Raw genomic sequence first — 25,767 nt, 5'->3', positions numbered from 1 at the left:
TAAATAAAAAGAGGGAAAGTCGATGCTTTTCCCTCTTAGTGTTACATCAAGCGATTGATGTAAATTAGAGCTCTTGTTCGAATAACGCTAAAATTGCTTCGTATAGCTCTTTTGTCGTGAAGTTATTTGCAGGTGTAGAGAAAATCGTATCATCCCCTGCAATGCTTCCTAAAATACCTTCTGCTTTACCTAATGAATCCAGTAAGCGAGCAATTAATTGGGCTGCGCCTGGGCTGGTTCTAATCACTACAACTGATGGGTTGTAATCGATATCCAAAACGAGGTTTTTCAATGGGCTGGTTGCAGTTGGTACACCAGGCTCAGTTGGTAGGCAATACACCATTTCCATTTTCGCATTACGAGTGCGAACTGCCCCAAATTTGGTGAGCATTCTGGAAATTTTAGATTGATTAATGTTTTCGTAGCCTTCTTCCTGCAAAGCCGTGACAATTTCAGCCTGAGAGCTAAATTTTTCTTCTTTGAGTAGGGCTTTAAAAGCCTTAACTAAGTCTTCTTGTTTAGACGGAGTGCGCATAATTAACCCATTCATCGGCATTAAACTAAGTTGTATTATCCGTAAAAGTGCATTTTTATGCAACAAAATTGCGTTATGATGATTTAATAATCAATGATAACGGAACCTTTAAGGTTTTATGTTATTCCGTTTTCAGCGTGAATGGTTAATTTATCTTAAATAGTTAGTATTAAACATTAGCATAATAGATCAATGAATTTAGCTTATAAAAGTTGTAAGTTTATTGTTAACAAAATGGTTTTTGCTTGAATAATGAACAGTAAAAACAACTTATTGTGCGAAAAGCAATAGTGAGAAAAACTATTTGTTAAAAAAGTGCCCGTTATCTCATTAACAGATAAGGAATTTGTTTAGAATGGTGGCAATTAGTCAACAAATTCTCTAGCGTTAAACTCTCTCTCTATCTGTTAAGAAATTGTTTTTTATACGTAATGTATTGAGTGTATAAACAAATAAAGTGATATCTTTTTAAAGTACAAATTAAGGAGTTTCAGAATGAAAGTTGCAGTCCTAGGTGCAGCAGGTGGTATCGGTCAGGCTCTCGCCCTTCTTCTCAAAAACCAGCTTCCAGCCGGTTCAGAACTCTCCCTCTACGACATCGCACCGGTTACTCCAGGTGTTGCTGCTGACTTAAGTCACATCCCAACGGATGTTAAAGTGACTGGTTTTGCAGGTGAAGATGCGAAACCTGCTCTTAAAGGTGCAGATATTGTTCTTATCTCTGCGGGTGTTGCGCGTAAACCAGGCATGGATCGTTCAGACCTGTTTAACATCAACGCTGGCATCGTTCGTAACCTGGTTCAACAAATTGCAGAAACTTGCCCGAAAGCATTAATCGGTATCATCACTAACCCAGTGAACACCACCGTTGCAATCGCTGCTGAAGTTCTGAAAAAAGCTGGCGTATACGACAAAAACCGTTTATTCGGTGTGACCACATTAGATATCATCCGTTCTAATACTTTTGTTGCTGAATTAAAAGGCAAAAACGTCAACGATGTCGAAGTGCCAGTTATTGGTGGCCACTCTGGCGTGACAATTCTTCCTCTGTTATCACAAATTGAAGGCGTAAGCTTCTCTGATGACGAAATCGCAGCGCTGACAAAACGTATCCAAAACGCGGGTACTGAAGTTGTTGAAGCAAAAGCTGGTGGCGGATCAGCGACTCTGTCTATGGGCCAAGCAGCAGCACGTTTAGGTTTATCTTTAATTCGTGGTCTGCAAGGTGAAAGCAACGTGGTTGAGTGTGTTTACACTGAAGGCGAAGGCCAACACGCACGTTTCTTCGCACAACCGGTTGTTTTAGGTAAAAACGGTATCGAAAAACACCTGCCAATCGGCAAATTAAGTGCATTTGAAGAAAAAGCGCTGAAAGATATGTTAGATGTCCTGAAAGCGGATATCGAATTAGGTGAAAAATTCATTAATGGGGCTAATACCCATTAATTTTTCCTAATCGAAAAGGTTGAGTTTTTATAAAACTCAACCTTTTTAGTTTCGACATTATTATTACGAAGCATCACTACGAGGCATGTTGGCGCATCCAATGATCCCAATGTGGGTCTGATGGTATTTTTTCTACTAAAAAATCAATAAACGTTCTGATTTTCGGCGAATGCGTATGCGCAGGGTGATATAAAGCGTACAGCGCAAATGGGGTTGATTTCGGGTCGTAATCCAGCAAAACAGGGAGCAATTCCCCATTTTCAATATAATTGCCTAACATATACGTGGGCAAACAAACAATACCTTGGTGGCAACGCGCGGCCTCTAATAAACCTAAGCTGCTGTTCACCTCAATCATATTATTAATTTCCAAAGGATAAGCGCTACCGTCTTTATCCGTCATTCGCCATGTATCAGGGATATTCGGGTTAATTAAGCAATTATGTGATGCGATATCGGCAGGGGATTGCGGAATACCATAACGGTCGAAATAGGTTCGGCTACCACAATATACCCAATTAATGTTGCAAATTTTCCGTAATGCGAAATTCTCAGGTGGGTGGCTGGTAATACGTAACGCAATATCAAAATCCACTTCATTTAAATTAATCAGTTCATCATTAAGGTCAACGGATAAACTAACTTTGGGATTGGTTTCGCGATATTCGCTATATATTTGCATTAAATGGCAGACACCAAATGCAATGGAACAAGTGATCTTTAATTGCCCTTGAGCGTGTTGATAAAAGCTGGCGGTATTAATCAGTGAGTCATCAAGATCAGCCAATAAGTTTTGCGATCGTTGCAATAAATAGCGCCCTGCATCAGTCAAAATAAAATTTCGGGTTGTACGCTTTAGCAAGACGACGCCCAGTTGATCCTCTAGCTGCTGTAGCCCTCGACTGACGGATGATGGCGTTACATTCAGCTTTTTTGCAGCTAGACTAAAGCTATTACATTCGACAATTTTGATGAATAACTCCAAATGTCGAAAAATCGCGTAGCTGTCAATTTTTGCTTTGAACGCAAAAGTGTTTTTATTTATTAGCATTGTCCTGCCCTATCAAACCCGTTTATTCCAGCATACTATAATTGTGAATTTATCGCAGTTTGCTCGTGCCACACCAGTATTAAAAAATGGCGAAAATAAAGAATTAACGCCAACAAATAACGTTGTTCCTAACTTTTTTAATAATTAAATCTATAACGTTGAGGAATAGACTATGTCTAATAGTATTCAGGCAAGTGCAGGTAATCCGATTGATACCAAAAAAATCCCTTTTACAAAATATGATGTGGGTTGGGTAATTTTATGTATTGGAATGGCGATTGGCTCAGGAATTGTATTTATGCCTGTGCAAATCGGTATTAAAGGTATTTGGGTGTTTATTGCCGCCACTATGCTTTCTTATCCAGCCATTTATTGGTTACAGAATTTATATCTCAGAACTTTATCAGAATCTGAAGAATGTAATGACTATGCGAGTGTTATTACACAATATTTAGGAAAAAATTGGGGGATAGCATTAGGGATCGCGTATTTTTTAATGTTATTACACGGCATGTTCTCTTATTCATTAGCCGTGACCTTCGACAGCGCCTCATATATTAAAACCTTTGGATTAACCGAGGGGTTATTATCCGATTCGGTTTGGTATGGTTTGATTATTATTACAGTATTAGTGGCGATAGCGGCACAAGGGGAAAGGCTGCTGTTTAAAGTGTCTGGCCCAATGGTTATCGTGAAATTTGGTATCATTGTGCTGCTTGGTGTTGTGATGGTGCCATATTGGAACTTTGCCAATATCACTGCGTTTCCTGATTTTTTTCCATTTATGCGAGATGTTTTCTTAACGCTGCCATTTACGTTATTTTCTATATTATTTGTGCAAATCTTAAGCCCAATGAACATTGCCTATCGTAAGGTTGAAAGTGATAAGCGCATTGCCACGTATCGTGCAATACGAGCTAATCGAGTGGCATATATTATTTTAGCGGTTGCTGTCTTGTTCTTTGCATTTTCTTTTACTTTCTCAATCAGCCATGAACAAGCGGTCTCTGCTTTTGAGCAAAATATCTCTGCATTAGCGATTGCTGCACAGGTTATACCCGGTGCCGTGGTGAAAGTGATGACGGCATTGCTGAATATTTTTGCTATCTTAACGGCATTCTTAGGGATTTATTTGGGCTTTCAAGAAGCGATAAAAGGCATTGTGGTGAATATCCTCACTCGATTCATGCCTGAAGAGCGTATTAACCAAACGGTATTACACTATGGTGTATGCTTAGGGGTGATCATCGCACTGTGGTTCTGGGTTTCAACACGGTTCTCCATCCTGTTCTTTATGCAATTAGGTGGCCCACTGTTTGGTATCGTTTCTTGCCTGATCCCTTGCTATCTGGTTTACAAAGTGCCCGCACTACACAAATTTAAAGGCCCAACAGTGTGGTTCATCATCTTCTTTGGTGTGCTGTTATGCCTATCGCCATTCTTTAAGTTTTTCGAATAAATAATGATGTTGATGAGAGGATCTCATGAAGAAAAAAGCAGTTTCTGAGTTTCATGTTGATACACAAGTGACCCAGCTTGGAAGAGACCCTGCGAAACAAGCAGGGTTCGTAAACGCCCCGGTTTATCGTGGTTCGACGGTGGTGTTCCCAACGGTTGATGCCTTAATCAACGATAGAGCAGAATTTAACTACGGTACTGCGGGTACACCAACGATTAAACAGCTTGAGCAAGCGTGGTCTGTTCTTGCTGGCGCTGAAGGTACAGTGTTATCACCGTCAGGGTTAGGGGCAATTGTCTTAGCCTTGTTGACGACACTAAAAACGGGTGACCACCTACTGATGCCTGATAGCGTTTATCGGCCAACCCGCAAGTTTTGCCATGGGTTATTGGACAAAATGGGGATTGAGACCACCTATTATGATCCGATGATTGGTGCAGAGATTGAAACGCTCGTGCGGACAAATACCAGCACCATTTTTTTAGAGTCTCCGGGTTCTCAAAGTTTTGAAATTCAAGATGTCCCTGCAATTGTCGATGTGGCGAAAAGGCATAATATTGCCACTATCATCGACAACACATGGGCGACGCCTCTGTTTTTTAAAGCGCATGAACTGGGCTGTGATATTTCACTCGAAGCCGGAACTAAATATTTAGGCGGTCACTCTGACTTGTTGATGGGGATTGTTTCTGCAAATCAAGCATGGTGGCCAAAACTACGTGAAACGTATGATTACATGGCGATGTTGCCGGGAGCAGAAGACTGTTTTCTGGCTTTACGCGGCATGAGAACGTTGCCGATTCGCTTAAAAGAAGCTCAAGAAAGAGCGCTAAACATCGCTCACTGGCTACAAGAACGCCCAGAAGTGACCCGCATTTTGCACCCTGCATTTCCCGATTGTCCAGGGCATGAAATTTGGAAAAGGGATTTCACAGGGTCATCAGGGTTATTTTCCATCGTGTTAGACCCGAAATACACTCAAACCGATATTGCAAAAATGCTCGATGGGCTATCAATTTTTGGTATGGGTTATTCATGGGGCGGCTTTGAAAGCTTAATTATTCCATTCAATTGCGCTGAATACCGTACCGTTACCCATTGGGATCCGGGCGGCCCAACATTGCGACTTCAAATTGGTTTAGAAAATCTGGATGACTTAAAACAAGATTTGGCTGATGGTTTTGCGCGTATGAAATAATATTTTCTTTATTGAATAATGATAAAAAGATAAAGCCGTGAATAAATACATCTTTTATTCACGGCTTTATAGTTATTTTCATTCGATTTTAGTCTTCCACTGGCGTTTTTTCTCTTACTTTCCTTTCTAATAAACTCCCCGTAATCGGGTCATAATAGCGGCTTGGCCAAATTTCAGATGGGTGGATCCCTAAAAAATTGGCAATGATCCATTCCCCTTTAGGCCATGGGCGTGAAAGTGCATTCGCAAGTGTTGAAGAGCTCAGCCCTGCTTCACGTGAAATTGCAGCAAGTGTCGTCCCGCGCTTGCGTAATGCAGCGATGATGTCTGCTGGGTGCCAGTCTGACTTCCGTAAAATCATTTTTTAGTCCTTTTTTCATTCATAATCATGTAGAGTTAATGGTACGAGTAACGGGATATTGTGATACATTCAATACAATCGCCCTGTTATTGGAAATAAAATAACAGAAATTTCCCAAAATAATTTCTGATTTTTTCTAAAAATTCTATTTTATGAAACTATCGTGGTTTTTGTGAAATTAAATGGAAAGTTAGAATTAATAACTGTGAATTAAGATAAAACTTTGAAAATAAAACTAACTCTTTCTAGTTAGTATTGGGAATGGCGTATTTACTGCTACTCGTTACTCGTATTGGTAATATATCTAAATTACTCAACAAAATTACTTAAATTATTAGCGAGTAAATTATTTAATTATCTGTTATTAAAAGAAATTAGAATGCAAATAACATATATCATTTGCATATTATTATTTCCTGTTATTAATAAAATGAATGAGTTAACTGTTTTTAAGAAAATATAGATAGTTTTCAGCAACTGTAAATACATTGTCATCAGGACTAGGAGGGTCAGTATGTACAAGGAATGGCTAACAGCAAAAGAGTTAGTTGGGTTGCAAGGGCTTCCTATGACGACTCAGGGCATTAATGCTATGGCTAGGCGTGAAAATTGGATTTGTCGCAAAAGGAAAGGCATTCAAGGAAAAGCATTGGAATACCACATTAGCTCGATACCTATTGATATTTTTGAAGGCCAATTTGTAAGCGAAGCGTCGGCAAACTATCAGGTAAAACGAAATGACAATTCGTTTATTTGGCAAGAGGCTTACAACCAACTTTCCAATGATGAACGTGAGGTGATCTTAGCATTCATTATACGTGAAGGGGCCTTAGCACTAATTGATTTAATTAATAAAAAATCGTTTACAAATACTTAAGTTGTAAATAACTAATTATATAAAAATAATATTATATTTAGTCTAAATCTTTTTTAACAGATGACGATTTGGTAAAGCTGCAATAGCAGGTTTCATAATATAAGCGTGAAAGTGAAGATATGAAAAAATTGTGGTTCACTGCGAAAGAGCTCGCAGGGCTAGAAGGTCTGCCAACTTCGCCACAGGGCGTTAACCTGATGGCAAGACGAGAGGGCTGGAAAAACCGGCGAAAGCGGGGTGTCCAGGGTAAAGCCGTTGAGTATTATATTGAAAGCCTACCCAGTGAGATTCAAGGCCAATTAAGCTTATACGAGCCATCAGCGCCTTACCAAAGCCAACGAACAGATGCACTACAAATCTGGTCAGAGGCGTACTATCAACTGACAGAAACTGAACGCAATAAAATCGTAAAATACATTTTGCGTTATGGTCTATCTTCACTACTTGCCCAGATAGATGAAGACGAAAAAGGGGAAAAATAATTTTCCCCTTTTCTTAAACAGCGTATAGCGAGCTTTAGGAATGACGCTGGATAGCGATATGTGCAAGCCCAATTAAAGCTTCTTTATAAATAGAATCATCAATGGCATTTAGTGCATTAATCGCTTTTTGCGCTTCCTCTTGCGCACGTGCATACGTGTACTCAAGTGAACCACAGCGCTTCATCGTAGCTAAAACGGTCTCTAACAAATGACGGCCGTTACCCTGCTCAATGGCTTGGCGAATCAATGTAGACTCTTCTTCATTTCCATTTTGCATGGCGTGAAGAAGAGGAAGCGTTGGTTTACCTTCGTCGAGGTCATCACCCGTATTTTTACCTAATTGAGCGTTATCAGCATCGTAATCCAGTAAATCATCAATTAACTGGAACGCGGTACCGATATAACGACCATAATCCTGTAATGCTTTTTCTTGCTCAGGTGTTGCACTCGCTAAAATAGCTGACGCATGAGCCGCAGCTTCGAATAAACGTGCCGTTTTACTGTAGATCACTTGCATGTAGTTTTCTTCAGTAATATTCGGATCATTACAGTTCATGAGCTGTAAAACTTCGCCTTCAGCGATCACATTAGTGGCTTCAGACATAAGTTTGAGAACGCGCATTGAATCAAGATCCGTCATCATTTGGAAGGATCGTGTATAAATAAAGTCACCCACTAGCACACTTGCAGCGTTACCAAACACCGCATTTGCTGTTTGTTTTCCACGACGCATGTCCGATTCATCAACAACATCATCATGCAATAATGTTGCGGTATGGATGAACTCGATCAATGCAGCAACTTGGGTATGTTTATGCCCAGAGTAGCCTAAGGATCTTCCTGCCAGTATCGCGATCATTGGGCGGATCCTTTTGCCTCCACCACTGACAATGTAATAACCAAGCTGGTTAATTAGCGCAACATCTGAATTCAATTGACTGAGGATGGCTTCGTTTACCGCTGACATATCCTCAGTTGTTAGTTCAATAATAGATTCTAAATTCATCGTAATTTATTCATATTATTAGTTTTTGGTTCATTCCCTGAATAGCAAAATGGGAGACCGATTAGAACACTTATACCATTAGCATAACATTATTAATAATAAGATTATCAGGTGTGATGCAAAAAATGTTTAAATAAGTAACAATTTGAGTTATTGGCACTAAATCAGTACTAAAAAGAGGTTGTTGAGAAAAAAGTCGTATTTTTTGTCATCTAACCGCATTATTGGCTTGTGTTCTGATGCTTTTTTGCGTAGAATTCGCGCCCTATTGTGAATATTTTATAGCGTGCTCTGGAATTGAAATATTTAGCGAGTACGCGGAAAGCGGAGTTAATATGTACGCGGTTTTCCAAAGTGGTGGTAAACAACACCGAGTTAGCGAAGGTCAAACTGTCCGCCTAGAAAAGCTGGACATCGCAACAGGTGAAACTGTTGAATTTGATCAAGTTTTAATGGTTGCTAATGGCGATGAGATCCAAATCGGCGCTCCTGTCGTTGAAGGCGTTAAAGTGAAAGCGGAAGTGGTTGCACACGGTCGTGGCGAGAAAGTTAAAATCGTCAAATTCCGTCGTCGTAAACATAGCCGTAAACAACAGGGTCATCGTCAGTGGTTCACTGATGTTAAGATCACTGTCATCGCTTAAGATTTAGGAGAGCAGATTAATGGCACATAAAAAGGCTGGTGGTTCGACTCGTAACGGTCGTGACTCAGAAGCAAAACGTTTAGGTGTTAAACGTTTTGGTGGTGAAGCGGTATTAGCAGGCAGCATCATCGTTCGTCAACGTGGTACTAAGTTCCACGCAGGCAGCAACGTAGGTTGTGGCCGTGACCACACTCTGTTCGCATTAGCGGATGGTAAAGTGAAATTTGAAGTTAAAGGTCCAAACAATCGTAAATTTATCAGCATCGAAGCTGAATAAGTTTTCTGATCTTTAATTCAGACTTAAAGCCCTGCAAAACTTTTTGCGGGGCTTTTTATATTCAGATATTTGATCTTTAATGAACTACACACGTATTAAAGATGCACCATCTCTGAGTAGAACAGCCATCCAGCGTTATGCGGCTCAGAAGCGGAGAAAGAGTTATGAAATTTGTAGATGAAGCCAAAATATTGGTCGTGGCAGGAGATGGTGGCAATGGTTGTGTCAGCTTCCGCCGTGAAAAATATATCCCGAAAGGGGGACCTGACGGTGGTGACGGTGGCGATGGTGGGGACGTTTACTTACAAGCAGACGAAAACCTCAACACGTTAATCGATTACCGCTTTGAAAAATCATTCCGTGCAGAACGTGGTCAAAATGGCCAAAGCCGTGAATGTACAGGTAAGCGTGGTCAAGATATCACGGTTAAAGTGCCAATAGGAACGCGTGTACGCGATCTTGGCACTAACGAAGTACTTTGTGACATGACGCGCCATGAACAGCGCCATATGGTCGCTAAGGGCGGTTTCCATGGCCTTGGAAATACCCGCTTTAAATCATCAGTAAACCGCGCTCCACGCCAACGTACCATGGGTACGAAAGGTGAGACACGCGAAATACTGTTAGAATTGATGCTGTTAGCAGATGTTGGGATGCTGGGAATGCCTAATGCAGGTAAATCCACATTCATTCGTTCTGTCTCTGCGGCAAAACCAAAAGTAGCAGACTATCCGTTTACCACATTAGTGCCAAGCTTAGGTGTGGTGCGTATGGACAACGAACAAAGCTTCGTTGTGGCGGATATCCCAGGGTTGATCGAAGGGGCTGCGGAAGGTGCGGGTCTTGGGATCCAATTCCTGAAACACTTAGAGCGTTGCCGAGTCTTGCTGCATCTGATCGACATTTGCCCGATCGATGAATCTGATCCTGTTGAAAATGCGAAGATCATTATCAGCGAATTAGAAAAATACAGTGAAAAACTGGCAGCGAAACCACGTTGGTTAGTCTTCAACAAGATTGATATCTTAGGTGAAGAAGAATCTGCGGCACGTGCAGCTGAAATTGCCAAAGCAATGGGCTGGGAAGATAAATTCTATATGATTTCAGCAGTTAACCATGAAGGTGTGAAAGCACTATGCTGGGATATCATGGAGTTTATGAATACTCAACCACGAGATATGGCAACAACTGAAGATGTACAGCAACCAGAGAAAGTAGAATTTATGTGGGATGATTACCACAAAGAGCAACTTTCAGGTGCTGAAGATGTTGACGATGACTGGGATGATGATTGGGATGAAGATGACGACGAAGGCGTCGAAATCATTTACCAAAAATAATTTATCTTAGAAATACAAAAAGGCGCAAAAGCGCCTTTTTTAATGGGTGAAACTTAGTAATTAGTTGTTTTTATACAGGTCTTTATATAACCGGCTTTCGAAACGAACTAATGGTACTCGGCGGCTACGTTGTTGGCTTTGTGGAACTGCATAAGCAGAGATAAACTGCACAAATGCAACGCGCTGCCCGCTCGCGGTGGTAATAAAGCCGGCGAGGTTATACACCCCTTGCAATGCCCCCGTTTTTGCTGAAACTTTCCCGTTTACACCCGCTTCGTCGAAGCCACCGCGGTAGCGCAATGTACCGTCATGACCTGCAAGGGGGAGCATGGAAATAAAATCAAGCTGTTGATCATTTTTAGCAATAAACTGGAGGATCTCCATCATCGTTGCTGGCGTGATCAAGTTGTGGCGAGAAAGCCCGGATCCATCCACCATTACCGTATTACCAAGATCGATCCCCGCTTTTTGTTTCAGCACTTGCCTAACGGCATCGGATCCTGATCGCCAAGTTCCCGGAACACCATAATATTCACGACCAATTGTCCGAAAAACAGTATCGGCGATCATATTGTCGGATTTTTTCAGCATCACTTTAAGCAAGTCATGGAGTGGCTTGGATTCCGTTTTAACCAACACTTGTGATTGCGCGGTTGGCTGTGTGCGTTTTTTCACATTGCCAGTAAGCTCAATACCCGCTGTTTTTAATTCATTTTTGACAATTGCCCCTGAGTAGCTCGCACCATTTTGCACTGCAAAAGCGAGTGGAAGCGGCTCACTGCGCTGGGTCAAGCAGCCTGTTAAGGTATAGCGGTTTAATTCCCCTGGCACGACGTCTAATTCACAGTAACGTGCTTCTGGTGAGCCCTTAGCGAGTGTTTTAACTTCGCTGAACATATTCACCGGGTAAAAATTAGCAGTTTTGATAAACGCCATATCCCCAGCGCGTTCGGCAGAGTAAAGCGAAACTGAAAAACAATTTCGGTCAATGATTGCAGCAGCTGGTGGGGCACTAAAGCACTGGGTCATATCATTCCACACCCAACCCGGTGCTTTATCGTGGCTGGCAAATGCAGAAATATCGACAATTAAGTCACCATCGACTTTGTGGATGCCAATTTGCTTTAGTGCATTTGCCATATTACGAATTTGTTGGCGGGTCAGTGTTGGGTCGCCACTAAAGCGAATCACTAAATCCCCCGATAACGTATTATTATTCAGTTTGGCGCTCGTTTCGAAATTGGTGACAAAACGGTAGTCTGGCCCCAGTTGCAACAAGGCGGCAAGAGCAGTAACGACTTTTTGTGTACTTGCAGGAAGCGCCATTTGTTGTGCATTATAATCAATCAATGGGGTATTACTTCCCACTTTTTGCGCGACCAGAGCGAGGTTGGTGCCGTCTGGCAGGTGTTGCTTGTACTCATCAATGGGAATAGCAAAAACTTGGCTACTGGCTAAGGTAATCCCGAAAGTGAGTATCCATTTTCTGGTTAAGTTAAGTAATGACATAGATTTCACGCATTAAAGTGGACATACTGCACATACTAAAGTGTAATGCCTTATAAAGTAAACGATGACCCGTTATTAAGTCTCAGTTAAAATAACGTACATTATGATAAGATAAATGAGTACATGAGTCTGATTGAGTTATTTACTTAGAGCCCCCCTGATTTTCAGAGGTGTTCGGTGTACTGTTGTTACAAAATCAGGAAGATACTTGTTTTTAGATAGGATTGAAACCGAGGTATTTATTAATGAAACAGATCCCGATGACGGTATTTGGTGCGGACAAACTAAGAGAGGAACTTGAGTTCCTGAAATCTGTCCGCCGCCCAGAAATCATTGCGTCAATCGCCGAAGCGCGTGAACACGGTGATTTAAAAGAAAATGCGGAATATCATGCAGCTCGTGAGCAGCAAGGCTTTTGTGAAGGCCGTATTCAAGAAATCGAAGGGAAACTTTCACACGCACAAGTCATTGATGTGACCAAAATGGTCAACAATGGTCGTGTAATTTTCGGTGCAACAGTGACGGTATTGAATGTTGATACTGATGAAGAGCTGACGTATCGTATTGTGGGTGATGACGAAGCGGATATCAAAGTGAATTTAATTTCTGTTAACTCACCGATAGCACGTGGTTTGATTGGGAAAGAGGTCGATGATGCGGTCTCAATCAAAACCCCAGGCGGAGATGTTGAGTTCGAAATTCTTAAAGTTGAGTATATCTGATTCCTATTTCCCTGAATTAGCTATATTATTTCCCTGATTTAAAGAAAAAGGCCGCAGGCGGCCTTTTTCTTCATATAAAACATGCTTTCAATGGCATTTTTATATAAATGATGGGTTATTATTTAGGTAAAATGATTTTGCGATCTGCCGACGGGCGATAGATGACAAGAATTTTACCAATAATTTGTACATTTACTGCACCAGTTTCGCGAACAATCGCATCAGCGATCAAATTTTTAGTATCACGATCTTCGCCTGCGATTTTGACTTTGATAAGCTCATGATGTGTTAATGAAAGTTCAATCTCGGCTAAGACACCTTCGGTTAAGCCGTTGTTGCCAATCATAACAACAGGGTTTAAGTGGTGAGCGAGACTTTTTAGGTGCTGAATTTGTTTTTTATTAAGATTCATCGATTTTTTGCTTGGTTAGTATTGAAAATGGCTTATTCTACCGCCATCTGATATCTATCACCATCAATTATATCTGTTCGATGGTAAAGAAGCAGCAATATCGTTGTAGATCTTTTAGTATAGTTGGAAAGCACAATGGCCAATAAAAAACGTTCGGCAAGCTCAAGTCGCTGGTTGCAAGAGCATTTTAGTGATAAATATGTTCAGCAAGCACAAAAGAAAGGGTTGCGCTCACGTGCATGGTTTAAGCTGGAAGAAATCCAGCAAGGTGATAAAATTTTTAAACCAGGTATGACCGTTGTTGATTTAGGTGCCGCCCCGGGGGGCTGGTCACAATACGTTGTTAGTCAAATAGGTCATAATGGTCGAGTGATTGCATGTGACTTATTACCGATGGACCCAATCGTTGGCGTTGACTTCCTACAAGGGGATTTTCGCGACGAAGCAGTGCTCGCCGCTTTGCTAGAACGAGTTGGCGATAAAAAAGTACAGGTGGTCATGTCTGACATGGCGCCAAATATGAGTGGGACACCGGCTGTTGATATACCTCGCTCTATGTATCTAGTTGAATTAGCATTGGATATGTGCCGTGCAGTATTGGCACCTGGGGGAAGTTTCATTGTTAAAGTGTTTCAGGGAGAAGGCTTTGACGACTACCTTAGGGATATCCGTTCCCTGTTTACGAAAGTAAAAGTTCGTAAACCTGAATCTTCGCGGGCTCGATCGCGTGAAGTATACATTGTAGCGACAGGACTAAAACTATAGTACCCTGAGCGTTATTTGTTAACACAGTTGTAATATGAGGTTAATCCCTTGAGTGACATGGCGAAAAACCTGATTCTCTGGTTAGTCATCGCAGTTGTTCTGATGTCCTTGTTCCAGAGTTTTGGCCCAAGCGATTCGAATAGTCGCAGAGTTGATTATTCAACGTTTATCAATGAGTTAGCCCAGGATCAGGTACGTGAAGTTCGTATCACAGGTCGTGAATTGAACGTCAGAAAGGCTGATAATAGCCGCTATACAACTTATCTTCCTATGCAGGACGAGAAGCTGTTAGACACCATGCTGAACAAGCATGTAACTGTCGTTGGTGAACCACCAGAAGAACCTAGCTTACTGACATCTATTTTCATTTCCTGGTTCCCAATGCTTCTGTTGATTGGTGTCTGGATTTTCTTTATGCGCCAAATGCAAGGTGGCGGCGGCAAAGGGGCAATGTCATTCGGCAAAAGTAAAGCCCGCATGCTGACAGAAGATCAGATCAAAACAACATTTGCAGATGTTGCTGGGTGTGACGAAGCCAAAGAAGAAGTGGGCGAGATCGTTGAGTTCCTGCGTGAACCTGCTCGCTTCCAAAAACTTGGCGGTAAAATTCCTAAAGGCGTCCTGATGGTAGGTCCTCCAGGTACGGGTAAAACCTTACTTGCGAAAGCTATCGCAGGCGAAGCAAAAGTCCCATTCTTCACCATTTCGGGTTCCGACTTCGTCGAAATGTTTGTGGGTGTGGGTGCTTCGCGTGTTCGTGATATGTTCGAACAAGCGAAAAAAGCAGCGCCTTGTATCATCTTTATCGATGAAATCGATGCCGTGGGTCGCCAACGTGGTGCCGGTTTAGGTGGTGGTCACGATGAACGTGAGCAAACCTTGAACCAGATGCTAGTTGAGATGGACGGTTTCGAAGGCAACGAAGGGATTATTGTTATCGCGGCAACTAACCGTGCAGATGTTCTTGACCCTGCATTATTACGTCCAGGCCGTTTTGACCGTCAGGTCGTCGTTGGTTTACCAGACGTACGTGGCCGTGAACAAATCCTGAAAGTACATATGCGTCGTGTGCCTATCGACCCAAGCGTGGACACATTCATCCTTGCTCGTGCAACACCTGGTTTCTCGGGTGCTGAATTAGCAAACTTGGTTAACGAAGCTGCCCTGTTTGCCGCTCGCGCAAATATGCGTGTCGTCTCCATGGTTGAATTTGAAAAAGCGCGTGACAAAATTTGGATGGGTGCAGAGCGTCGTTCTCTGATGATGACCGAAGAGCAAAAAGAATCAACGGCTTACCACGAAGGTGGCCACATGATTATCGGTCACTTAATGCCAGAGCATGACCCTGTTCATAAAGTTACCATCGTTCCACGTGGTCAGGCATTGGGTGTGGCGTTCTTCTTACCTGAAGGTGATGAAGTTAGCCGTAGCCGCTTGAAACTCGAAGGGATGATTGCAACAGCGTATGCCGGTCGTATTGCTGAAGAACTGATTTATGGTCGTGAAAAAGTCACTACAGGTGCTTCTTCTGATATTCAGTTTGCAACCAATACAGCACGTAACATGGTTACGCAGTGGGGCTTCTCAGACCGTTTAGGCCCAATGCAATACTCGAAAGAAGAAGGTCCTGCATTCTTAGGTCGTTCTTCTGGTAATGGTTCTGGAATTTCTGATGAAACAGCGCGTATTGTCGATGAAGAAATCAAGAAAATCTTAGACCACTGTTACCAACTGGCTTACAAAACGCTGGAAGACAATATCGATATTCTGCATGCAACGAAAGATGCATTACTGAAATATGAAACCATCGATATGCCAATGATTGATGATTTAATGAATCGTCGTCCAGTACGTGAGCCAGCAGGTTGGGATGAAGACAAAAAAGTCAGCAATGTGACGGGAACATTTGGTAAAGGTCCATCAAATGTTGAGAAAACAGCTGAAAAACCTCAATCTGAAGAACCTCAGAACAGTGCTGAAGAGCCAAGTAATAATTCTGATGAATCAAATCCATCAGATAATAACGATAACAAGCCACAATAAGCTATCGTTAAAATAAATCATAAAGCCCCAGTTCGCTGGGGTTTTTTTCGTTAAGGAAAAATAAATATGCATATCAAAGCCAGAGGCCGCCTCCTTGACTTATCTACCCCACAAGTGATGGGGATTTTGAATGTCACTCCTGATTCATTTTCAGATGGTGGCACTCATAATCGTTATCATGATGCGTTAGAACATGTCGCTAATATGGTGCAAGAAGGCGCAACGATTATTGATATCGGTGGCGAATCAACGCGTCCCGGTGCCGCTGAGGTTTCAGTGAGTGAAGAGCTAGACCGTGTTGTGCCTGTTGTGGAAGCAATTGCTAAGCGGTTTGATGTGTGGATTTCTGTTGATACTTCAAAAGCGCAGGTAATGGCCGAAGCGGCGAAAGCCGGTATGCATATCATCAATGATATTCGTTCACTTCATGAACCCAACGCGTTAAGCGTGGCAGCGAAAACGGGCTTACCTGTGTGCATTATGCACATGCAAGGCCAGCCAAGAACCATGCAAGAAGCGCCAGATTATGAAAATGTGGTGTGCGAAGTTCAAGCCTATCTTGAAGGCGAAATTGCCCGCTGTGTGGCTGCGGGTATTGAGCGGCAGCAAATAATCCTTGATCCAGGCTTTGGATTTGGGAAGAACTTGTCGCATAATTACCAATTATTGGCAAACTTAGAACAATTTCATAATTTCGGACTACCGCTATTGGCAGGGATGTCACGTAAATCTATGATTGGACAATTATTGAATGTTCCACCGCAAGAACGTCTCGCGGGTAGCCTCTCTTGTGCAGTGATTGCAGCAATGCAAGGCGCTCATATTATTCGCGTCCATGATGTGAAAGAAACCGTACAAGCGATGCAAGTGGTGCAGATGACTCTGTCAGAAAAGGAAAAATAAGCGTATGAGCTCTCGTAAATATTTTGGTACTGATGGTATTCGTGGCAAAGTGGGTGACAGCCCAATTACTCCTGATTTTGTTTTAAAATTAGGTTGGGCTGCTGGGAAAGTGCTGGCTCGCCACGGTTCACGTAAGATTATCATTGGTAAAGATACGCGCATTTCTGGCTATATGTTGGAATCTTCCTTGGAAGCAGGCTTAGCAGCAGCAGGTTTATCTGCCTCTTTTACGGGCCCAATGCCAACCCCTGCGGTTGCTTATTTGACTCGTACCTTCCGTGCTGAAGCGGGCATCGTCATTTCGGCTTCCCATAACCCTTATTATGACAACGGCATCAAATTTTTCTCTATTGATGGCACAAAACTGCCAGATGAAGTGGAAGAAGCTATCGAAGCCGAAATGGAAAAGCCAATTACCTGCGTTGAATCCGCAGAGTTAGGCCGTGCAAACCGTATCGTGGATGCGGCAGGGCGTTATATCGAATTCTGTAAAGGCACATTCCCGAACGAACAAAGCCTTTCTAGCTTGAAAATTGTTATCGACTGCGCCAATGGTGCAACTTACCACATTGCCCCGAACGTATTTCGTGAGCTAGGTGCTGAAGTTATCACGATTGGTTGCGATCCTAACGGTATCAACATCAACGAAGAATGTGGCGCAACAGACGTTCGTCAGTTACAACAAAAAGTATTAGAAGAAAAAGCCCATGTTGGATTAGCGTTTGATGGTGACGGTGACCGTATCATCATGGTTGACCATCTTGGCGAAAAAGTCGATGGCGACCAAATTCTGTATATTATTGCCCGTGAAGCGCTGCGCCAAGGCCAATTAAAAGGCGGCGTTGTTGGTACGCTGATGAGTAATATGGGGTTAGAAATCGCCCTGAAACAGCTTGGGATCCCATTTGAACGTGCAAAAGTGGGTGACCGCTATGTACTGGAAAAATTACAGGAAAAAAGCTGGCGCATGGGGGCTGAAAATTCAGGCCACGTGATTTTGCTGGATAAAACGACCACAGGTGATGGGATTGTTGCAGGCTTACAAGTGCTGAGCGCAATGGTTCGTAACCACATGAGCCTTCACGACTTATGCAGCGGCATGAAATTACTGCCACAGGTGTTAGTCAATGTACGCTTTAAAGGTAAGCATGACCCTCTGCAAAGTGATGCTGTAGTTGCGGCCAATGAAGAAGTTGAAAAACAATTGGCAGGTAAAGGCCGCGTATTACTGAGAAAATCAGGAACTGAGCCATTAATTCGCGTCATGGTTGAAGGCGAAAATGAAGCTGATGTGACTGCGATGGCAAATCACATTGCTGATGCAGTAAAAGCAGCTGGTTAATTGCTGTTAAGTAAAAGTTGGGCAATATTTCGAATATTTGTTGTTTTTTTCTGCAAATAAACCAGTGAGGCTCAAAATAGACTTGCTTGTCGGCTCAGCTTTGGTTAGTATTCGCACCTGCTCAATCCTGTAAGGGATTCCCTTTATCGCAGTGAATGAGTGGGTGTGCAGTAATAGAGGTCATAGCAAATGCTATGCACCGCAACTGAATAGGTAACTCAAATGTACGTAGCTCTTTTAATTATCCTCTTGATAGCAGCTATCAGCCTGATTAGTCTGATTATGTTACAGCAAGGTAAAGGTGCTGACATGGGTGCATCATTCGGTGCGGGCGCTTCTGCAACACTGTTTGGTTCATCGGGTTCAGGTAACTTCATGACCCGTATGACTGGGATCTTGGCTGCGGTGTTTTTCATCATCAGTTTAATACTTGGCAATATGACTGCGAATAAGTATGGAACTGGTAGTGGTAGTAAGTGGGAAAACATTAGTGAACCTACTAAAGTCGAGCAACCAACAGACGTTCCGGCAGCACCAGCTACACCAACGAGCGATATTCCTCGTTAAGTGTTAGAGATTCCGAATGAAGGCAGTTATGCCATCATTAAGTAGTAAGCTCAGAAATGAGTGAGAAGTTAAAAATTTGAGGTTATTGATGTCGCATTGATAACCTCGCCTCAGTGCCGAGGTGGTGAAATTGGTATACACGCTACCTTGAGGTGGTAGTGCCTACAAAACGGGCGTACGGGTTCAAGTCCCGTCCTCGGCACCATTATTTTAGATTGCTTGTGATTTACAGGTTATCTGTGTAGAATATGTCACGTTTTCGAACGCGGGATGGAGCAGCTTGGTAGCTCGTCGGGCTCATAACCCGAAGGTCGTTGGTTCAAATCCAGCTCCCGCAACCATTTCTTATTTAGCATACCTTGTCAGTATCGAAGTCAATAGTAGTTATCCGATGATGCAGTTGTCACGTAGTTATCAGGTTTATTATCAAACCTAGCTCTCAAAATTTCTCATCGATTTCTCTAGACTTTACAGGTATAATAAGAACATGGTGAACCCGTGCACTACAGGGTCCAGTTACAAAAGCCCCGAATTTCGGGGTTTTTTGTTATTTGACAATCGAATTAACTGGGCTATATGCCCTTTTTTTATGTCTGGGGGTGGGCTTGTCCACATTAGAACAGAAATTAACAGAGATGATTTCAGCACCGGTGGAGGCGCTAGGCTTCGAATTCGTTGGCTTAGAGTTTATCCGTGGTCGCACATCGACACTGCGTGTCTTCATCGATAGTGAAGAAGGCATCACTGTTGATGATTGTGCTGATGTCAGCCATCAGGTAAGCGCAGTATTGGACGTCGAAGATCCAATCTCCGTGATTTATAACCTGGAAATATCGTCACCAGGGCTTGAACGTCCTTTATTCACCGTTGCTCACTATGAGCGCTTTATGGGTGAAGAGGTGGCTCTGACTTTACGTATAGCGATGCAGAACCGCCGTAGATGGCAAGGTATTATCAAGTCCGTAGACGGTGAAATGATTACGGTTACTGTAGATGGTAAGGATGAGGTGTTCGCCCTCGGCAACATCCAGAAAGCTAACTTGGTACCCCACTTTTAATAAAGTTCAATGAGGCAACTAGGATGAATAAAGAAATTCTGGCTGTTGTAGAAGCGGTTTCTAACGAAAAATCCCTCCCTCGTGAAAAAATCTTCGAGGCTCTGGAAACTGCATTAGCGACGGCAACCAAAAAGAAATACGAGCAAGAAATTGATGTCCGTGTTGAAATCGACCGCAAATCAGGTGATTTTGATACGTTCCGTCGTTGGTTAATTGTGGATGAAGTCACAATGCCAACGCGTGAAATCACATTAGAAGCAGCACAATTTGAAGATCCAGAACTGCAATTAGGCGGTTATGTTGAAGATCAAATTGAGTCTGTTGTGTTTGACCGTATTACGACGCAAACAGCAAAACAAGTTATCGTGCAAAAAGTACGTGAAGCAGAACGTGCGATGGTTGTTGACCAATTCCGTGAGCACCAAGGTGAAATTATCACTGCTCAAGTGAAGAAAGTTAACCGTGAAAACATCACGTTAGACTTAGGTAACAATGCGGAAGCGGTTATTCTGCGTGAAGATATGTTGCCACGCGAAAACTTCCGTCCAGGTGACCGCATTCGCGGAGTCCTGTATGATGTACGTCCTGAAGCTCGTGGTGCGCAACTTTTCGTTACGCGTTCTCGCCCTGAAATGCTGGTTGAATTATTCCGCATTGAAGTGCCAGAAATTGGCGAAGAAATTATTGAAATCAAAGCTGCTGCCCGTGACCCAGGTTCCCGTGCCAAAATCGCAGTAAAAACCAACGATAAGCGTATTGACCCTGTGGGTGCTTGTGTTGGTATGCGTGGTGCGCGAGTTCAAGCCGTTTCGAGCGAATTAGGCGGCGAGAGAATTGATATTGTGTTATGGGATGATAACCCAGCTCAATTCGTTATTAATGCAATGGCTCCGGCTGATGTTGCATCTATCGTGGTCGATGAAGACAATTGCACGATGGATGTTGCCGTTGAAAGCAGTAACTTAGCTCAAGCAATCGGGCGTAACGGACAAAACGTGCGTTTAGCTGCTCAGTTGCTGAAAATACACCGTGGTGATGACAAATGGGAACTGAATGTCATGACCGCAGAAGAGCTGCATGCAAAACATCAGGCAGAAGCGCACGCTTCTATTGAAACATTCACCAAGCATCTTGATATTGATGAAGAGTTCGCCACTACACTTGTAGAAGAAGGCTTCTCGACGTTAGAAGAACTGGCTTACGTGCCTATTAATGAACTTCTGGAAATTGACGGTCTTGATGAAGATACCGTTGAAGTTCTACGTGAAAGAGCGAAAGCGGCCCTCATCACCATTGAATTGGCTCAAAAAGAGAGCCTCGGTGATAATCAGCCAGCAGAAGAATTGTTGAATCTTGAAGGTATGGATCGTACTCTGGCCTATAATTTGGCAACTCGTGGTATCTGTACACTGGAAGATCTTGCTGAGCAGGGCATCGACGACCTGATTGATATCGAAGGTCTGGATAATGAGAAAGCAGGTACGCTCATTATGGCCGCACGTAATATTTGCTGGTTCGGTAACGATGCGTAAACACTGTAGCAGGAAGGAACGGCATGACAGAAACTGTAAAATCATTGGCAACGGAAATTCAAACCACCGCTGATCGCCTGGTACAGCAATTTGCTGAAGCAGGGATCACTAAAGGTGAGAATGACTCTGTTAGTCAGTCAGAAAAAGAAGCTTTACTGAACCACTTAAATCGCGAACAAGGCGGAGCAGCGGGTCAGCCAAGCAAATTGACACTACAGCGTAAAACTCGTAGTACGCTGAGCGTCCCCGTCACCGGTGGCAAAAGCAAATCGGTAAATGTTGAAGTCCGCAAAAAACGCACTTATGTGAACCGCGATGCTGAAGAAGCTAAAGCGGAAGAGCAGGCGCAGCGTGAAGCGGAAGAGCAGGCACAGCGCGAAGCTGAAGAACTGGCACAACGTGAAGCACAAGCTAAACGTTTAGCAGAAGATACTGCGAAACGTGAAGCGGATGAATTGGCAAAACGTGACGCCCAAGAGAAAGCAAAACGTGAAGCAGCAGATAAAGCGACGCGCGAAGTAGCGGAAAGAGAAAAAGTGAAACCAAGCGAAAATCCACAAAAAGCAGGCAAAGCACCAGAAAGCAATGCCGACAAACAACGCCGTGAAGCCGAAGCTGCGGAATTAAAACGCAAAGCGGAAGAAGAAACTCAGCGTAAAGTTGAAGCAGAAGCGCGCCGCGTTGCTGAAGAAGCCCGTAAAATGGCTGAAGAAAACGGCGAAAAATGGACTGCTGAAACGAAAACTGAAGAAGACAGCGATTATCATACAACGACTTCTACGCACGCTCGTGCCGCTGAAGATGAAAGTGATGAGAAAGAAGAAGGCCGTCGCTCACGTAACCGTACAGCAAAAGCACCTCGTCAGAAAAAAGGTAACAAACTGTCTGAAAAAGCTGACCGCGAAGAAGAGCGTGCAGCAGGTCGTTCAGGCCGTACAAAAGGTAAACAGCGTAAAGGTAGTTCTTTACAGCAAAGCTTTACTAAACCAGCCGCTGCCGTAAACCGCGATGTGGTTATCGGTGAAACCATTACTGTTGGCGAACTGGCTAACAAAATGGCGGTTAAAGGTTCTCAAGTCATCAAAACGATGATGAAGATGGGTGCAATGGCAACCATCAACCAAGTTATTGACCAAGAAACTGCACAACTAGTTGCAGAAGAAATGGGTCATAAAGTTATTCTGCGTCGTGAGAACGAGTTAGAAGAATCGGTAATGAATGACCGTGATACTGGCTCTGCGGCGCAAGAACCACGTGCACCTGTTGTTACCATTATGGGTCACGTCGACCACGGTAAAACCTCTTTACTTGACTACATTCGTTCAACGAAAGTAGCTTCAGGCGAAGCGGGTGGTATTACTCAGCACATCGGTGCTTACCACGTTCAAACTGACAAAGGTATGATTACCTTCCTAGACACCCCAGGTCACGCCGCGTTTACATCGATGCGTGCTCGTGGTGCTCAGGCAACGGATATCGTTGTTCTGGTTGTTGCAGCGGACGATGGCGTAATGCCACAAACTATCGAAGCTATCCAGCATGCGAAAGCAGCAGGTGTGCCGATTGTTGTTGCTGTGAACAAAATTGATAAACCAGAAGCGGATATTGACCGTGTTAGAAATGAACTGTCTCAGTACGGTGTTATTTCTGAAGAGTGGGGCGGTGATACGCAATTTATCGGTGTATCTGCGAAAGTGGGTTCTGGTATTGACGATTTACTTGATGCACTGTTACTGCAAGCTGAAGTTCTAGAACTGAAAGCGGTTTATACAGGCATGGCAAGCGGCGTAGTTGTTGAGTCTTACTTAGACAAAGGTCGTGGCCCAGTGGCAACTATCCTTGTTCAAGAAGGTACACTGAACAAAGGCGACATCGTACTGTGTGGATTTGAATATGGCCGTATTCGTGCAATGCGCAACGAACTCGGTAAAGAAGTTCAATCTGCCGGTCCATCAATGCCTGTTGAGATTTTAGGTCTGTCTAGTGTCCCTTCAGCGGGTGACGAAGCGACCGTTGTTCGTGACGAGAAAAAAGCCCGTGAAGTTGCCCTGTATCGTCAAGGTAAATTCCGTGATGTTAAATTAGCGCGTCAGCAGAAATCTAAACTGGAAAACATGTTCGCTAACATGGAAGAAGGTAAAGTATCTGAACTGAACATCGTACTGAAAACTGACGTTCAAGGTACCTGTGAAGCTATCACTGACTCTCTGATGAAACTGTCAACAGATGAAGTTAAAGTGAAAATCATCGGTTCTGGCGTTGGTGGTATCACCGAAACGGATGCAACACTGGCTGCGGCATCTAACGCGATTATCCTTGGCTTTAACGTCCGTGCAGATGCATCGGCTCGTCGTGTCATTGAAAGTGAAAGCGTTGATTTACGTTACTACTCGGTCATCTATAGCCTGATTGATGAAATCAAACAAGCGATGAGCGGTATGTTGGCACCTGAATACAAACAGCAAATCATTGGACTTGCAGAAGTTCGTGATGTGTTTAAATCACCGAAATTCGGTGCAGTTGCTGGTTGTATGGTTACTGAAGGTACCATCAAACGTAACAACCCAATCCGTGTCCTGCGTGATAACGTCGTTATCTACGAAGGTGAGTTAGAATCACTGCGTCGCTTTAAAGATGACGTCAGCGAAGTTCGTAACGGTATGGAATGTGGTATCGGCGTTAAGAACTATAACGACGTTCGCGTCGGCGATATGATCGAAGTCTTCGAAATCATTGAAGTTAAACGTTCTATCGACGGTTAATTTTGTGAGAGCCCACGAAGTATCGTGACTACAAAATAGTGTTAATAAGGGGGCGATTGCCCCCTTTATTGTCAGGAGACATAACGATGGCAAAAGAATTCAGTCGTTCTCAGCGCGTTGGGCAAGAGATGCAAAAAGAAATTGCGATCATCTTACAGCGTGAGATTAAAGACCCACGTATTGGCATGGCGACCGTTTCAGGCGTTGAGTTATCTCGCGACCTTGCATACGGCAAAGTCTTTGTGACCTTTTTCAATATCGCTAATGATAAAAGCGAAGAAGAAATGGTCGCAGATGGTATTAAAGCTTTAAATGAAGCTGCCGGTTTTATTCGCTCGTTAATTGGGAAAGCAATGCGTTTACGTATTATTCCTGAGTTAACGTTTGAATATGACAATTCCCTTGTTGATGGTATGCGGATGTCTAATTTAGTGTCAAACGTGATCCGTGATGATGAAAAACGTCGTGCGGATGTTAGTGACAAAGAGGAAAAATAATGGGGCGTCGTCGTAGCGGCCGTAATATTGACGGCGTAGTGCTGCTGGATAAACCCACGGATATTTCTTCAAATGATGCGCTGCAAAAAGTGCGGCGCTTTTTTAATGCTAACAAAGCTGGGCACACGGGGGCACTAGACCCGCTCGCGACAGGTATGCTGCCTGTTTGCCTTGGTGAAGCAACGAAATTTTCCCAATTTTTACTCGATTCAGATAAGCGTTATCGCGTGATTGCTCGTCTTGGGCAGCGCACTGACACGTCGGATTCACACGGCGAAATTATCAGTGAGCGTAACGTAGAGTTTACACAGCAGCAACTGGATGACGCCTTAGAATTTTTCCGTGGTGATACATTACAAGTTCCTTCAATGTATTCAGCGCTGAAACATCAAGGCCGTCCATTATATGAATATGCACGTAAAGGCATTACAGTCGAGCGTGATGCACGCCCAATTACCGTCTATGAATTACTGTTTATTCGTTTAGAAAATAACGAGTTAGAGCTGGAAATTCATTGTTCGAAAGGGACCTACATTCGCACTATTATTGATGATCTAGGCGAGATGTTAGGCTGTGGTGCGCATGTCACTTATTTGCGCCGGTTACAAGTGGCTAATTACCCTTACGAGCGCATGGTGACATTAGAACAATTGGCGGCATTGAGAGCAAAAGTGGATGCAGAAGAAGGGTCATTTGAATCTTTGCTGGATGCCTTATTGCTACCGATGGATACCGCAGTTGTTCATTTTCCCGCGGTGAATATCACAGAGGAAACAGCGGCTTATTTCAAACAGGGTCAACCTGTGCGAGCTGCGGTTCAAGACCTTGATGAAGGTTGTATGGTTCGTGTCACCTGCGGAGAAGAGCAACGGTTTATCGGTATTGCCCTAATCAGCGAAGATGGCCGCCTTGCACCGAAGCGTTTGGTCGTGGAAAATGAACAATCCGCATAGTGGCCCTTATTGCTTTGCTGCGTTAA

At 43.2% G+C, this 25,767-nt stretch carries 25 protein-coding genes and 2 tRNA genes; 21 read left to right on the top strand and 6 right to left on the bottom strand.

Annotation, left to right across the window (positions count from 1 at the left end):
* Positions 1-64 precede the first annotated feature (64 nt).
* Positions 65-535 (bottom strand): transcriptional regulator ArgR, encoded by a 471-nt coding sequence (argR, locus tag J6836_RS15665; RefSeq protein ID WP_219244895.1) that lies wholly within the window; start codon positions 533-535, stop codon positions 65-67.
* A gap of 495 nt (positions 536-1,030) precedes the next feature.
* On the opposite strand from argR, the gene mdh reads away from it, so the two are divergent.
* Positions 1,031-1,981, top strand: coding sequence for a malate dehydrogenase (gene mdh, locus J6836_RS15660; RefSeq protein ID WP_219244894.1), 951 nt, complete (start codon positions 1,031-1,033; stop codon positions 1,979-1,981).
* A gap of 76 nt (positions 1,982-2,057) precedes the next feature.
* On the opposite strand, the gene J6836_RS15655 is transcribed toward mdh, so the two are convergent.
* Positions 2,058-3,032 (bottom strand): LysR family transcriptional regulator, encoded by a 975-nt coding sequence (locus J6836_RS15655; RefSeq protein ID WP_219244893.1) that lies wholly within the window; start codon positions 3,030-3,032, stop codon positions 2,058-2,060.
* Positions 3,033-3,204: 172 nt separating this feature from the next.
* Between J6836_RS15655 and J6836_RS15650 the strand changes: the two genes are divergently transcribed.
* Both J6836_RS15650 and metC read left to right on the top strand, forming a co-directional pair.
* Positions 3,205-4,491, top strand: coding sequence for an amino acid permease (locus tag J6836_RS15650; RefSeq protein WP_219244892.1), 1,287 nt, complete (start codon positions 3,205-3,207; stop codon positions 4,489-4,491).
* Between the two features lie 25 nt (positions 4,492-4,516).
* Entirely contained in the window at positions 4,517-5,689 is a 1,173-nt protein-coding gene (metC, locus tag J6836_RS15645) for a cystathionine beta-lyase (protein ID WP_219244891.1), read from the top strand.
* Positions 5,690-5,777: 88 nt separating this feature from the next.
* Here the strand turns inward: metC and J6836_RS15640 are convergent, their stop codons facing one another.
* Complete coding sequence (locus tag J6836_RS15640) at positions 5,778-6,050, bottom strand: helix-turn-helix domain-containing protein (protein WP_219244890.1); 273 nt, start codon at positions 6,048-6,050, stop codon at positions 5,778-5,780.
* Between the two features lie 514 nt (positions 6,051-6,564).
* On the opposite strand from J6836_RS15640, the gene J6836_RS15635 reads away from it, so the two are divergent.
* Positions 6,565-6,927, top strand: coding sequence for a DNA-binding protein (locus J6836_RS15635; protein WP_219244889.1), 363 nt, complete (start codon positions 6,565-6,567; stop codon positions 6,925-6,927).
* A 119-nt stretch (positions 6,928-7,046) separates the two neighbouring features.
* Positions 7,047-7,409, top strand: coding sequence for a DNA-binding protein (locus J6836_RS15630; protein WP_219244888.1), 363 nt, complete (start codon positions 7,047-7,049; stop codon positions 7,407-7,409).
* Between the two features lie 34 nt (positions 7,410-7,443).
* Here the strand turns inward: J6836_RS15630 and ispB are convergent, their stop codons facing one another.
* A complete protein-coding gene (ispB, locus tag J6836_RS15625; RefSeq protein WP_219244887.1) occupies positions 7,444-8,415 on the bottom strand; it encodes an octaprenyl diphosphate synthase in 972 nt (323 codons plus the stop codon).
* A gap of 335 nt (positions 8,416-8,750) precedes the next feature.
* Here ispB and rplU point away from each other — a divergent pair, with 335 nt between their 5' ends.
* The 3 genes from rplU (at position 8,751) to cgtA (ending at position 10,676) form a co-directional block, all read left to right on the top strand.
* Positions 8,751-9,059, top strand: a complete 309-nt coding sequence (gene rplU / locus J6836_RS15620) for a 50S ribosomal protein L21 (protein ID WP_004905925.1) — start codon at positions 8,751-8,753, stop codon at positions 9,057-9,059.
* A gap of 19 nt (positions 9,060-9,078) precedes the next feature.
* Positions 9,079-9,336 (top strand): 50S ribosomal protein L27, encoded by a 258-nt coding sequence (gene rpmA / locus J6836_RS15615; protein WP_219244886.1) that lies wholly within the window; start codon positions 9,079-9,081, stop codon positions 9,334-9,336.
* A 164-nt stretch (positions 9,337-9,500) separates the two neighbouring features.
* Positions 9,501-10,676 carry an Obg family GTPase CgtA gene (gene cgtA / locus J6836_RS15610; RefSeq protein ID WP_219244885.1) on the top strand — a complete coding sequence of 392 codons (1,176 nt, stop codon included), beginning with the start codon at positions 9,501-9,503 and terminating at the stop codon, positions 10,674-10,676.
* A 60-nt stretch (positions 10,677-10,736) separates the two neighbouring features.
* On the opposite strand, the gene dacB is transcribed toward cgtA, so the two are convergent.
* A complete protein-coding gene (dacB, locus tag J6836_RS15605; protein WP_219244884.1) occupies positions 10,737-12,185 on the bottom strand; it encodes a serine-type D-Ala-D-Ala carboxypeptidase in 1,449 nt (482 codons plus the stop codon).
* 245 nt (positions 12,186-12,430) lie between these two features.
* Between dacB and greA the strand changes: the two genes are divergently transcribed.
* Entirely contained in the window at positions 12,431-12,907 is a 477-nt protein-coding gene (gene greA, locus J6836_RS15600; protein ID WP_219244883.1) for a transcription elongation factor GreA, read from the top strand.
* A 118-nt stretch (positions 12,908-13,025) separates the two neighbouring features.
* On the opposite strand, the gene yhbY is transcribed toward greA, so the two are convergent.
* Positions 13,026-13,319 carry a ribosome assembly RNA-binding protein YhbY gene (gene yhbY / locus J6836_RS15595; RefSeq protein ID WP_219244882.1) on the bottom strand — a complete coding sequence of 98 codons (294 nt, stop codon included), beginning with the start codon at positions 13,317-13,319 and terminating at the stop codon, positions 13,026-13,028.
* Positions 13,320-13,454: 135 nt separating this feature from the next.
* Here yhbY and rlmE point away from each other — a divergent pair, with 135 nt between their 5' ends.
* From rlmE to truB, 12 genes are all read left to right on the top strand, one after another.
* Positions 13,455-14,084, top strand: a complete 630-nt coding sequence (rlmE, locus tag J6836_RS15590; protein ID WP_004905912.1) for a 23S rRNA (uridine(2552)-2'-O)-methyltransferase RlmE — start codon at positions 13,455-13,457, stop codon at positions 14,082-14,084.
* 57 nt (positions 14,085-14,141) lie between these two features.
* Positions 14,142-16,127 (top strand): ATP-dependent zinc metalloprotease FtsH, encoded by a 1,986-nt coding sequence (ftsH, locus tag J6836_RS15585; RefSeq protein WP_219249533.1) that lies wholly within the window; start codon positions 14,142-14,144, stop codon positions 16,125-16,127.
* A 66-nt stretch (positions 16,128-16,193) separates the two neighbouring features.
* Positions 16,194-17,030 carry a dihydropteroate synthase gene (gene folP, locus J6836_RS15580; RefSeq protein WP_219244881.1) on the top strand — a complete coding sequence of 279 codons (837 nt, stop codon included), beginning with the start codon at positions 16,194-16,196 and terminating at the stop codon, positions 17,028-17,030.
* Between the two features lie 4 nt (positions 17,031-17,034).
* Entirely contained in the window at positions 17,035-18,372 is a 1,338-nt protein-coding gene (gene glmM / locus J6836_RS15575; RefSeq protein ID WP_219244880.1) for a phosphoglucosamine mutase, read from the top strand.
* 222 nt (positions 18,373-18,594) lie between these two features.
* Complete coding sequence (gene secG / locus J6836_RS15570) at positions 18,595-18,939, top strand: preprotein translocase subunit SecG (protein ID WP_047755886.1); 345 nt, start codon at positions 18,595-18,597, stop codon at positions 18,937-18,939.
* Positions 18,940-19,054: 115 nt separating this feature from the next.
* Positions 19,055-19,144, top strand: a tRNA-Leu gene (locus J6836_RS15565).
* Between the two features lie 59 nt (positions 19,145-19,203).
* A tRNA-Met gene (locus J6836_RS15560) sits at positions 19,204-19,280 on the top strand.
* A gap of 264 nt (positions 19,281-19,544) precedes the next feature.
* On the top strand, positions 19,545-19,997 hold the full coding sequence (gene rimP / locus J6836_RS15555; protein WP_219244879.1) for a ribosome maturation factor RimP: 453 nt from the start codon (positions 19,545-19,547) through the stop codon (positions 19,995-19,997).
* Positions 19,998-20,020: 23 nt separating this feature from the next.
* Positions 20,021-21,529, top strand: a complete 1,509-nt coding sequence (gene nusA, locus J6836_RS15550; protein ID WP_219244878.1) for a transcription termination factor NusA — start codon at positions 20,021-20,023, stop codon at positions 21,527-21,529.
* A 23-nt stretch (positions 21,530-21,552) separates the two neighbouring features.
* Complete coding sequence (gene infB, locus J6836_RS15545) at positions 21,553-24,291, top strand: translation initiation factor IF-2 (protein WP_219244877.1); 2,739 nt, start codon at positions 21,553-21,555, stop codon at positions 24,289-24,291.
* A gap of 86 nt (positions 24,292-24,377) precedes the next feature.
* Positions 24,378-24,788 (top strand): 30S ribosome-binding factor RbfA, encoded by a 411-nt coding sequence (rbfA, locus tag J6836_RS15540; protein WP_219244876.1) that lies wholly within the window; start codon positions 24,378-24,380, stop codon positions 24,786-24,788.
* Positions 24,788-25,741 carry a tRNA pseudouridine(55) synthase TruB gene (gene truB / locus J6836_RS15535; protein WP_219244875.1) on the top strand — a complete coding sequence of 318 codons (954 nt, stop codon included), beginning with the start codon at positions 24,788-24,790 and terminating at the stop codon, positions 25,739-25,741. The genes rbfA and truB overlap by 1 nt, the downstream gene beginning before the upstream one ends.
* Positions 25,742-25,767: the final 26 nt, after the last annotated feature.

Origin of the sequence: Providencia sp. R33 (assembly GCF_019343475.1) — a bacterium.
Taxonomy (GTDB): domain Bacteria; phylum Pseudomonadota; class Gammaproteobacteria; order Enterobacterales; family Enterobacteriaceae; genus Providencia.
The sequence above is the reverse complement of the archived record's forward strand: the minus strand, read 5'-3'. Positions and strand labels throughout refer to the sequence as shown.

Coding starts and splice junctions, on each gene's coding strand:
- argR (WP_219244895.1), bottom strand. CDS start 535: ATGCGCACTCCGTCTAAACAAGAAGACTTAGTTAAGGCTTTTAAAGCC.
- mdh (WP_219244894.1), top strand. CDS start 1,031: ATGAAAGTTGCAGTCCTAGGTGCAGCAGGTGGTATCGGTCAGGCTCTC.
- J6836_RS15655 (WP_219244893.1), bottom strand. CDS start 3,032: ATGCTAATAAATAAAAACACTTTTGCGTTCAAAGCAAAAATTGACAGC.
- J6836_RS15650 (WP_219244892.1), top strand. CDS start 3,205: ATGTCTAATAGTATTCAGGCAAGTGCAGGTAATCCGATTGATACCAAA.
- metC (WP_219244891.1), top strand. CDS start 4,517: ATGAAGAAAAAAGCAGTTTCTGAGTTTCATGTTGATACACAAGTGACC.
- J6836_RS15640 (WP_219244890.1), bottom strand. CDS start 6,050: ATGATTTTACGGAAGTCAGACTGGCACCCAGCAGACATCATCGCTGCA.
- J6836_RS15635 (WP_219244889.1), top strand. CDS start 6,565: ATGTACAAGGAATGGCTAACAGCAAAAGAGTTAGTTGGGTTGCAAGGG.
- J6836_RS15630 (WP_219244888.1), top strand. CDS start 7,047: ATGAAAAAATTGTGGTTCACTGCGAAAGAGCTCGCAGGGCTAGAAGGT.
- ispB (WP_219244887.1), bottom strand. CDS start 8,415: ATGAATTTAGAATCTATTATTGAACTAACAACTGAGGATATGTCAGCG.
- rplU (WP_004905925.1), top strand. CDS start 8,751: ATGTACGCGGTTTTCCAAAGTGGTGGTAAACAACACCGAGTTAGCGAA.
- rpmA (WP_219244886.1), top strand. CDS start 9,079: ATGGCACATAAAAAGGCTGGTGGTTCGACTCGTAACGGTCGTGACTCA.
- cgtA (WP_219244885.1), top strand. CDS start 9,501: ATGAAATTTGTAGATGAAGCCAAAATATTGGTCGTGGCAGGAGATGGT.
- dacB (WP_219244884.1), bottom strand. CDS start 12,185: ATGTCATTACTTAACTTAACCAGAAAATGGATACTCACTTTCGGGATT.
- greA (WP_219244883.1), top strand. CDS start 12,431: ATGAAACAGATCCCGATGACGGTATTTGGTGCGGACAAACTAAGAGAG.
- yhbY (WP_219244882.1), bottom strand. CDS start 13,319: ATGAATCTTAATAAAAAACAAATTCAGCACCTAAAAAGTCTCGCTCAC.
- rlmE (WP_004905912.1), top strand. CDS start 13,455: ATGGCCAATAAAAAACGTTCGGCAAGCTCAAGTCGCTGGTTGCAAGAG.
- ftsH (WP_219249533.1), top strand. CDS start 14,142: ATGGCGAAAAACCTGATTCTCTGGTTAGTCATCGCAGTTGTTCTGATG.
- folP (WP_219244881.1), top strand. CDS start 16,194: ATGCATATCAAAGCCAGAGGCCGCCTCCTTGACTTATCTACCCCACAA.
- glmM (WP_219244880.1), top strand. CDS start 17,035: ATGAGCTCTCGTAAATATTTTGGTACTGATGGTATTCGTGGCAAAGTG.
- secG (WP_047755886.1), top strand. CDS start 18,595: ATGTACGTAGCTCTTTTAATTATCCTCTTGATAGCAGCTATCAGCCTG.
- nusA (WP_219244878.1), top strand. CDS start 20,021: ATGAATAAAGAAATTCTGGCTGTTGTAGAAGCGGTTTCTAACGAAAAA.
- infB (WP_219244877.1), top strand. CDS start 21,553: ATGACAGAAACTGTAAAATCATTGGCAACGGAAATTCAAACCACCGCT.
- rbfA (WP_219244876.1), top strand. CDS start 24,378: ATGGCAAAAGAATTCAGTCGTTCTCAGCGCGTTGGGCAAGAGATGCAA.
- truB (WP_219244875.1), top strand. CDS start 24,788: ATGGGGCGTCGTCGTAGCGGCCGTAATATTGACGGCGTAGTGCTGCTG.